The organism is Litorivivens sp. (assembly GCF_041625495.1).
In the GTDB taxonomy this organism is placed as follows: domain Bacteria; phylum Pseudomonadota; class Gammaproteobacteria; order Pseudomonadales; family Spongiibacteraceae; genus Litorivivens.
Map to the genome: position 1 here is coordinate 1 of NZ_JBFJTH010000150.1, position 9,069 is coordinate 9,069.

Annotated in this window: 5 protein-coding genes; 1 reads left to right on the forward strand and 4 read right to left on the reverse strand. The window is 55.6% G+C overall.

The genetic code is table 11. The features are described from left to right. Window positions 1-1,402: hypothetical protein (locus ABYP39_RS14820; RefSeq protein WP_372783291.1), on the forward strand; the 1,402-nt coding region annotated here is incomplete at its 5' end. A 2-nt stretch (window positions 1,403-1,404) separates the two neighbouring features. On the opposite strand, the gene ABYP39_RS14825 is transcribed toward ABYP39_RS14820, so the two are convergent. The 4 genes from ABYP39_RS14825 to ABYP39_RS14840 all read right to left on the reverse strand — a co-directional run bounded on the left by ABYP39_RS14825 (window position 1,405) and on the right by ABYP39_RS14840 (window position 8,885). Continuing rightward, a complete protein-coding gene (locus ABYP39_RS14825) occupies window positions 1,405-2,130 on the reverse strand; it encodes an MBL fold metallo-hydrolase (RefSeq protein ID WP_372759236.1) in 726 nt (241 codons plus the stop codon). Beyond that, on the reverse strand, window positions 2,130-5,273 hold the full coding sequence (locus ABYP39_RS14830; protein ID WP_372748491.1) for an efflux RND transporter permease subunit: 3,144 nt from the start codon (window positions 5,271-5,273) through the stop codon (window positions 2,130-2,132). The genes ABYP39_RS14825 and ABYP39_RS14830 overlap by 1 nt, the downstream gene beginning before the upstream one ends. Continuing rightward, window positions 5,270-6,343 (reverse strand): efflux RND transporter periplasmic adaptor subunit, encoded by a 1,074-nt coding sequence (locus ABYP39_RS14835; RefSeq protein ID WP_372783293.1) that lies wholly within the window; start codon window positions 6,341-6,343, stop codon window positions 5,270-5,272. Before ABYP39_RS14835 ends, ABYP39_RS14830 begins: the two co-directional genes overlap by 4 nt. Window positions 6,344-6,530: 187 nt before the next feature. Next, window positions 6,531-8,885 (reverse strand): FAD-binding protein, encoded by a 2,355-nt coding sequence (locus ABYP39_RS14840; RefSeq protein WP_372783295.1) that lies wholly within the window; start codon window positions 8,883-8,885, stop codon window positions 6,531-6,533. Between the last annotated feature and the right edge of the window lie 184 nt (window positions 8,886-9,069).

Below are 9,069 nucleotides of genomic sequence, written 5' to 3' on the forward strand. Positions count from 1 at the left end.
TGTCGAGGCCCATTCTTTCGGTCAAACCTATACGCTGCCAGTGCCGGTTTGGCTCTACCTCTACGGCGCCGCCGCCGCGCTGATCGTGTCCTTTCTGCTGGTTGGATACTTTGTGACGGAGCCACAAACGCAGCCGTTGATCTCGCAGAAAAATCGGCGCTGGAAAGTACCGCCGGGGGTGCTGGCGGCGCTGCGCATGTTGAGCGTGGCAATTTTTCTGTTTACGATTGTGGCGGGTTTTGTCGGCAGCAATCACCCCTACCGCAATATCAATATGACCTTGTTCTGGGTGATTTTTTGCCTGGGCTTTACCTGGTTGACCGCGCTGGCGGGTAACTGGTTTGCGGTGTTGAATCCATGGCGTATTTTGGTGGATTGGCTTGAAGCATTATTGCCGGGGCGCTTTGCCGGGCAGTTAGTCTGGCCGGAAAAGCTGGCCTATTGGCCGGCGCTTGTTCTGTATGCGGGTTTTATCTGGCTGGAGTTGTTTGGTCGTTCTGCGCCGTTTTCCCTGTCCCTTACCCTGTGTATTTATGCGCTTTTTACGCTGGCTGCGTGTGTGGTCTTCGGCAAGACCTACTGGTTTGCATATGGTGAATTCTTTTCCGTTTTTCTGCGCGTGATCGCTAAGGTGGCGCCGCTGCAGGTGATCACCGATTCTGCTGATGGCGACGTATATCTGCAATGGCGACGACCTTTCAGTGACTTGATTCAGCAGCGTCCTGTGCCCTTCAGTTTGCTGGTGTTTATTCTGTTTGTGCTGGCATCTACCGCTTTTGATGGTCTTCACGAAACAGCGTTGTGGATTGGTGCGTTCTGGAAGCATCTCTATCTCTGGGTGCTGATTCCCCTCTACGGCAACGCGCCACCGGTTCCGTTTACGACCATTCAGAAACTGTATCTGGTCTATCAGACACTGGCCTTGCTGTTGATCCCGCTGTTTTGCCTGGTGGGCTATATCCTGTTTATTGCGCTGGCGAGAATAATCTCTCGGTCACAGCATTCGCTCGCTGAGTTCGGTTGCTGGTTTGCCTATAGCTTGTTGCCCATTGCACTGGCCTACCATGTAACCCATTACTTTACGCTGTTGCAGGTGCAGGGGGCCCAATTGATCCGCCTGGTGTCAGATCCCTTTGCGCTGGGCTGGAACCTGTTTGGTACCGCGCGCATGCCGGTGTCCAGCATCCCGGATATGAATGTGGTTTGGCATACTCAGGTCGCCCTGATTCTGATAGGGCATATCATCAGTGTATATCTGGCTCACCGGCAGGCGCTGCAGATTTTTGCGGATAGGCGTGCAGCGATCGTAAGCCAGTTGCCGATGTTGGTGATGATGGTGGGATTTACCACAGCGGGGTTGTGGATACTGTCGCTGCCCCACGGCGCGGGCGTCATGGACTGAGCTTATCTGGCGTTTTCTATCAGTTGCTCGCCAAACTGCGGGCTGCCATGGCCGGGGTATACGGCCTGTATCTGCAATTTCTGTAATTGCCGGAGTGTGGCCTTCATCTGCCGGGGATTGGAATAGATAGAGGGCACCACCAAGCGATCCAGTTTCTGGCTGCCCAGCAGGGTATCACCACTGAGCAGTATTCCTTGGCCGGGGTGGTAAAAGCAGCAACTGTCCCAAGTGTGTCCAGGGGTGTGAAGCAGTCGCCAGTCGCCAAACTCCGGCAATTTTTGCTGATGTCTGAGTCGATGTGTGCCGATCTCCTGGTCGACATAGTCGCCGCCGTAGCGGGCTTGTCGCAGCGCTGCGCGGTCGCGCTCAGAATTGGTGTACATCTGCCAGGATCTGGCGCGCATGGCTTCCCGAATTCCGGTGCCAAAACGTACCACCGGACCTGCCGGGTCATTTAGCCATTTCTTCCAGCGCACCTGTGCGGCGTGGGGAATCCCAACGTCGGCGCCGGTAAGCCGGGCCAGCTCGTTAACTCCGCCTATATGGTCCGGATCGTCGTGGGTGCAGCAAACCAGGTTTACATCGCTGACCGGACGCTTCAGTTCCTGCTCGATAAAACCCAATACCTGCCGTTCGCAATCAACGGCAACATCAACAACCAGCAGTTTGTCCGTATATTCCACAACGTAGCTATTAACCAGCCGCGTTTTTACCCGGTGTACCTGCATTATCCAATCTTCTCAGCTTCGGTTTGCGTGTTGGAAAGATTGCCGGTGAGAAGGCGCTTTAGGTCATTGGCGACATAAAACAAAATGGGTACAAGAAATAGGGTAACACCTGTGGCAAAAAGGATGCCGAAGCCAACCGATACGGCCATAGGGATTATAAACTGCGCCTGTATGGACGTTTCCAGTTGAATGGGCAACAAGCCTAGGAATGTGGTCAGCGAGGTGAGAATAACAGCGCGGAAGCGAGCTTGCCCGGCCTCGACCACCGCTGATAGTTTTTCAGTGCCTTCTTCCACTTTCTGATTGATGTAGTCCACCAACACCAGGGAGTCGTTTACCACGACACCGGCTAATGCCAGCACGCCGACAATGGATAGAAAACTGAATGCATTGCCGGTGAGCCAATGGCCGATGATCGCGCCAACCACAGCAAAGGGGATGGCTGACATAATAAACAGCGGTTGCACGTAAGACTTAAGCGGTATGGCGAGTGCAGCAAAAATCATCAGCAACACCAGGCCGCCCTGGATTTTCAGTTCGCGCGTATCCTGCTGCTGCTCTTCCACCTGGCCGGCGAAGCGGTAGTTGATGGATGGATGCTTTTCTTTAAGGCGTGGCAAGATCTCGCTGCTTAAGATGCGAACCACGTCGTCGGGTTCAATCGTGGCTTTGTCGATGCCAGTCTGGATATTGACCACTCGCTGCCGGTCGACGCGTTTAATACTGGATATACCTGAAGAATATTTTGCTTCAGCCACTTCGCTAAAGGGCACCCGTTCGCCATTGGGCAGATTGATCCACAGCTGTTCCAGGGTCTGAAGGGTGTCGCGCTCTGCTATGGGTAGACGGGCATACACGCGAACCTCGTGACGGCCACGCTGAAAACGCTGTATTTCCGCACCAAAGAACGCCTGTCGTACCTGACGCGCAATTTCGGCCTGTCCGAGCCCCAGTAACTCACCGGCAGGTTTGATGCGAATGTCCACCTCGGGCGCCCCGGCACCGAAGGTGTCGCGTATGTCGAATACCCCCTCGATTTCCTGCAGGGCCTGTTTCAGGTCTGTGGCGGCCCATTGCAGCTCGGTGAGATCGTCAGACTCCAATGCGACATCAAGATCAATGCCGCCGCCAGGGCCGGCTTTGGCATCAAAACTCAGCTCCTTGATGCCGGGCAGTGGGCCAATCGATTCGCGCCACCACTTGGCCAAGGTGACGGAATTGATATCGCGTTCCTCGGAGGGTATCAATGCGGCCCAGATTTCAGCGCGATCGTCGCTTTCGCTGAGGACTTCCAGATCAGCAATGACCGGCCGTGAGTCGCCAGTCTCTTGGCGGTAGCGTTCGTTTACTCTGACGGCGGCCTGTTCCACCTGAAGTGCGTAGCTGTGAGTGAGCTGATAGGGCGCGCTGGGGGGCAGTCGCAGCACAATGCGGATTTCGTCTGAGGGAATATCCGGAAAGAAGACAAAGCGCACCAGACCCGCCGGGATCATGCTCAGCACGATCATAAAGCTGGCGATAAACATCGCCAGCGCAATATAGCGGTAGGCGAGCAACCACTGCAGTACGGGCCGGTAAACGTGGTAGATAAAGCCTTTCAGCATGCGGTCAAAACCGTTTTGTATCGCCGCAATTGGGCCGCGCCGTTCCTTGTGTACGTCGATATGTCGCAAGTGCGTTGGCAGTATCAGTTTTGTTTCCACCAGCGAGAAAAACAGACAGGCAATCACCACGAAAGCAATATTGGAGCCGAAACGGCCCATATCGGAGGTCATTGTCAGCATGGGTGTGAAGGCAATCATGGTGGTGATTACCCCGAAGATTGTCGCCACGGATACCCGTTTAACCCCGTGCACGATACTGTCCAGCCCCTGCTTTTCACGCTCCAGGTAGGTATAGCCACTCTCGCCGGTGACAATGGCGTCGTCTACAACAATGCCGAGCACCAGCAAAAACCCAAACAGTGAAAGCACATTGATCGAATAATCGAACATGGGCAGGCCCATCATCCACATGGCGCCGAGAAAGCTGAACGGCACACCAATCAATACCCAGAATGCCATACTCAGTCGCAAAAACAGGCTCAGGGCGATCAGTACTAACAGGCCACCTTGAGCTGCGTTTTTCAGCAGCAGATCTATCCGCCCCTTGAGAATGTGGGAGTTGTCGAACCAGGCGTTGAGTGATACGCCGTCGGGCAGACTGGCCTGCTTTTCCGCCACATAACTTTTCACCACTTCGCTGATTTTGAGCGCGTTCTGGGAGCCCATGCTGTAAATCGTGAGACGGGCCCCACTTTCGCCGTTGAGGCGACTAAGGATGGGCTGCTCACTGAAACCATCGCGAACATTGGCGATATCGCCGAGTAACAGGCGTGTACCGTCTGGGCGAGTAATCAACGGAAGCTGGCGGTAGTCGTCGCCACCGTAGGCCTGACCCTGTGAGCGCAGGGTGATGGTGCCACTGTCGGTGCGCAAATTGCCGCCGGGTAGATTATTCGATTTGCTGCGTATCAGGCTCACGACCTGATCAAAGGTGAGGCCGTACTGGCGCAGGGTGGTATCAGAAAGCTCAATCGCTACTTCATAGTCACGCACGCCTACCAGATCAATCTGGGTAATGGCGCCGCTGGCCAGCAGATCTTCGCGAACCTGTTCTGCCAGGGCTTTGAGCTCGTGTTCACTCAGGTTTTTGCCTGCAACGCTCAGATTGATGGTTTGTACTTTCGCCAGAATTTCTTCGATTACCGGCTTTTCTGCCTCGGCGGGAAAGGAAGAAATGGCGTTTACGCGGGACGTGACGTCGTTCAAGGCGGGGGCCATATCGGTGTTCGGATACATCTGTACCAACACGGTGCCGACGTTTTCCCGTGCCTCAGAGGTCATCTCCTCAATGCCTTCCATGTCCTGCAGGGCTTCTTCAATTTTGATCAGAATACCCTCTTCCACTTCGCCGGGTGAACTGCCGGGGTAGGGCACGGTAATGCGGATCATTTCCGTGGGGAAGGTGGGAAATACTTCCTTGCGCAGTTCAAACAGGGAAATCAGACCGGCAATCATCACCACCGCCATCAACAGATTGGCGGCTACCGGATTGCGGGCCATCCAGCCGATGGCGCCGCTACGACGATCGTTATAGCTCATGGTGTGCGATCCACCCGCACCTGCATGCCGTCGGTCATGATGTCGAGACGGCTAAGCACAAGCTGATCGTTAACCGCGAGGTTGCCCTGGGCCACGACGCTGCGGGCATCCTGGCGAAGAATATTGACGTTGACCCGTTGCAGACGGTTGTCGTTTACCAAGCGGTACACAAAGCGGTTTTCAAAAATAGCGGTGGTAGGCAGGCGAAAAACGTCGTCGAGAGATATGCCCTGTATATGGGCTTCTACAAACTGGCCAATGCGCAGCGGCGGCGTTTGTTCGTACGGTGAGGTAACCTCAGCTACCGCATAGGCTACGCGGGTTGCCTGATCCAGTTGCTGGTTCACCCGCGCAAGTTGCGCCTCCCATTGGCTGTCACCCTTTACGGAAGTTAGCCGAACGACAGGAGATGACGCGCTGCGTAACAGCTCAAGCTCCGCCTGTGAAATGGGCAGTGCAATTTCCACGCTGTCCACTGCCTGCAGGTTGGCAAGCACGCTGCCGGGGGCTACATATTGCCCCAGGGCGATCTGTTTGCTGGCGACCAGCGCCTTCACGGGTAAGGTAATGTCGGTGCGTTTGAGGTCTGTCTCAGCTTTCTTTATCTGGGCGTTGGCGGCGGTAACCTGCGCTTCGGCGCGGCGGATTTGCGGGTGCCGCGGGCTGTGGGTTTTAAATCGGGTGTGCGCATCTGCCAGTGACAATTCGGCTTCGCGCAGGGCCAGGTTGGCCTGTGCCAGGGCAACTTCGTATTGCGTTTTGTCAACGCGGGCAACCACGGTGTCCGCAGCGAGAATAACGCCCGTCATCAGCTCGGGGTTCACCCAGGTAACACGCCCGGCGACATCACTGGTGAGTTGTAGGGCTGTTTTCGTCTGTACCGTACCGTGGGAATTCAGCGTGATATCGGCGCCGTTCCGGTCGATGGTGTGTACCTGAACCAAGGGCCCTTCACTTGTGCGGGGTTTTGAATGCAGCGGTTCACGGCTGTCGATCAGTTGCTGGGCGACCAGGCCGGCGCCAGCGAGAATCAGCAGAGCAAAAACAAGATTGACCAGTTTTCGTAGCACGGGCGACCTTACTAGTGATGAAACGTGGTGAGTTGTCGGTGATTATTTGAGAGGGGGTATCTTACCGTAGCCCGGCGCAGAGAATAAGTGTCGGTTTGGTAAGGAGATTTGGCGGGTTCGTAAAGGAAAGACTGGAAGAAAAAGCGGCAGGTTAGCCCTGCCGCAAGAGGCTTTCTCTGTGGGGCAGCTACTGAGGCAGGTTCTCGTAAGAAATGGCCTTGAGCTGGTTCTGTTCGAATTTTCGATCGGGCGTGCAATCGCTCTGCCCACCGAAACACCAGCGCGGCCTGGAAATAAAGCTGCGCGACAGGTTGGCGTTGTGGTGGCGGTTGTAGAGGTCAAGCCGAATGGTCTGGTTGGTGGCCAAGTCTACGCAGCCCTGCCGCAGCAGGGCGCTGTCGTGCCCCACTTCAGAAACGATATTCTTGTTTACCCATACCTGTGCGCAGGCATTCCAGCCTTGAGCGATACCCGTGCCGGTGGAGCCATTGTCCTGACTGAAGCAGTAGCGGCCTGCCGCATCAGCGGTAAATTCGGCTGACATCATGACTTCCCAAGAGCGGCCGCCGCTATTGGGCCAGGCCGGATCCCAGTTGTAGGAGCTGGCGTGGTACGAGTGATTCTTGGTGTCGTAGTCCCATCCGGCGCGCATATTCTGCTGCTGATCCGCGCCGAAGTTACTGCGCATTTCGTTCCAGCTGTCGGCTACATTGCAGGTGCCGCTGCCCACACCATCATCGTCGATGCGCATATACATGCCTGAGAACTCGTTGGGTTTGCGGTCTGTGCAGTCGCTGATACCGTCGCCGTCGCTATCCTGACTGGCGCAATTACCATAGTAGTGGGCGGCGAAATCCTGCCCTTCCTGAGGCGAGCTAAAACCGTTGCGGCGGGTGGCGGTGGTGGAAAATACCCCAAAGGGGTCAAGCTGGGCGATGGCCTGATTGAACTGGCTCCGCTCGCTGGCATTACGCGCCATCACTGACGGATGAGTGAAGACCCATTCGTCGTTTTTACCCCAGTGCGGCCAGTAGTTGTAGTTGTCTACCAGGTGCTTGATCACTTCCGTGTAGGGCGTACTTACCCAACGTTCCAAGCCGCCATCGTCTAGACCGTATCCCCAGAATTCCACAAACTCCAGATGCACCATCTGCTCGCCAGCGGCGATGCCGGGGCGGGCGTGGTTGGCAGAAATCAGCAAGCCATCGTCGGCGCGATCAAAGCGCATAATAGTGCCAATCAAAGGCTGACAAACATCTTCGCGGTCGTAGACCGATTTCAGATATTGCACCGCCGCTTGAATTTGACTCATGGGCATGGCGCCTTCGTATTCCAATTGTGAGAACTCGGGGTTCTTGCGGTGGAACACCTGTGACTGCAGGGTGATCATGCGGTGAGAGTAACCGGTCAGGTCGGTGTGCCGGGACACGGCTTCGGCAGCGGGGGTGGCGTTCTGCGCTATGACCAAAGGTGGAGCGCTTTGATAATCATTAATACGACGCGCTTCGATATCGCATTTGAGGTTGTCGTCGCACATGGCCAGTTGCAGACCGTTGGCTGCAAAGTCGGATTCAGATTGGGATACGTCTGGAGTAAACAGACGGTTTTGGGCGTATGGGCTGTCGACCGGGTTCGCGGTGCGAGTGCCGCACAAATATTGCACCGTATCTTGGCCCGGAAACCAGTTAAGGAATACGTAGTCACAACCAGCGACGGTATCTGCTACGCCCGTGGGTGAATTTACAAAGGCGTTCTCGGTGGTGTATTTCACCTTCATGTTCATATTGAACTGGGGTTCCAGCTTGAGCCGGACTCGAGCGACGAACCCCAACAGGCCCAGATTGGTTTTCAAGGCCTTCCAAAGAGTTGGGTTGCTCTGGCCAGTGGTTCCTTCACTGTAGCGGGTGATGTTGCCGTCCGGACCGACCACGTCCAGCGCCACCACGTAGGAGCTGATGGTGGATGAGCCGAGCAAGGATGAGCCGTGGGCGCCAGTGGCGACTGCGCCGCCGATGGAGATGCCGCCGTAGCCAGTACTTGCTAGGCCGTGGCTGTAGCCCTCGCTGTGCAAGTGTTCCTGAAGTTCTTCAAACTTAACACCGGATTCAACTTCCACCGTGTGGGTGTGATTCTCAAAGGCCTGCACCGGGCCAATGTTCTTCAGGTTTTTGGAGCGCACCACATCGCCATTGTTGTCGGCGCAGATAATGTCTGTGGCGGAGTGGCTGGTGCCTGCAGGTTTTACCTTGCGCCCATTACTGGCAATCGTGCGAATTGTGTCTTGCAGTTCGCTCACCGAGCCGGGTTCATAAATGTTGGTGGGCGGGCAGGTTGCGGCCTGAGTGTAGTAGGCCATTAACTGGGTGCCCTTGTCGGCGCAATCTTCCGGGCAGTTGGTCGGGTTTTCACCCGCGTCGGTGCGGCAGACGCCATCGCGACAACTGGTGGCAAGATAGGACGCTCCGGGGCAGTGGGATTGGGCTTGAGCAAGGCTGGCGGTGAGGATGATGCCGGCCGAGAGTGCGAGAACAATGCTTCGCATCGCTGTCTCCTTTTTCGGTTGTTATTGTCTGGACGGTGCAGCTCAATGGCTGAAAATAGGCTGGAAGAAAAGCGATGTCAAAGTTATTAACATGCTGTTTTATAACGATATATTGGTTATTTTTGACCGTTTTCGACGCGCTGATGACCCTTTCGGGCGCGCGCTGAGAGATGGTTGACCGAAA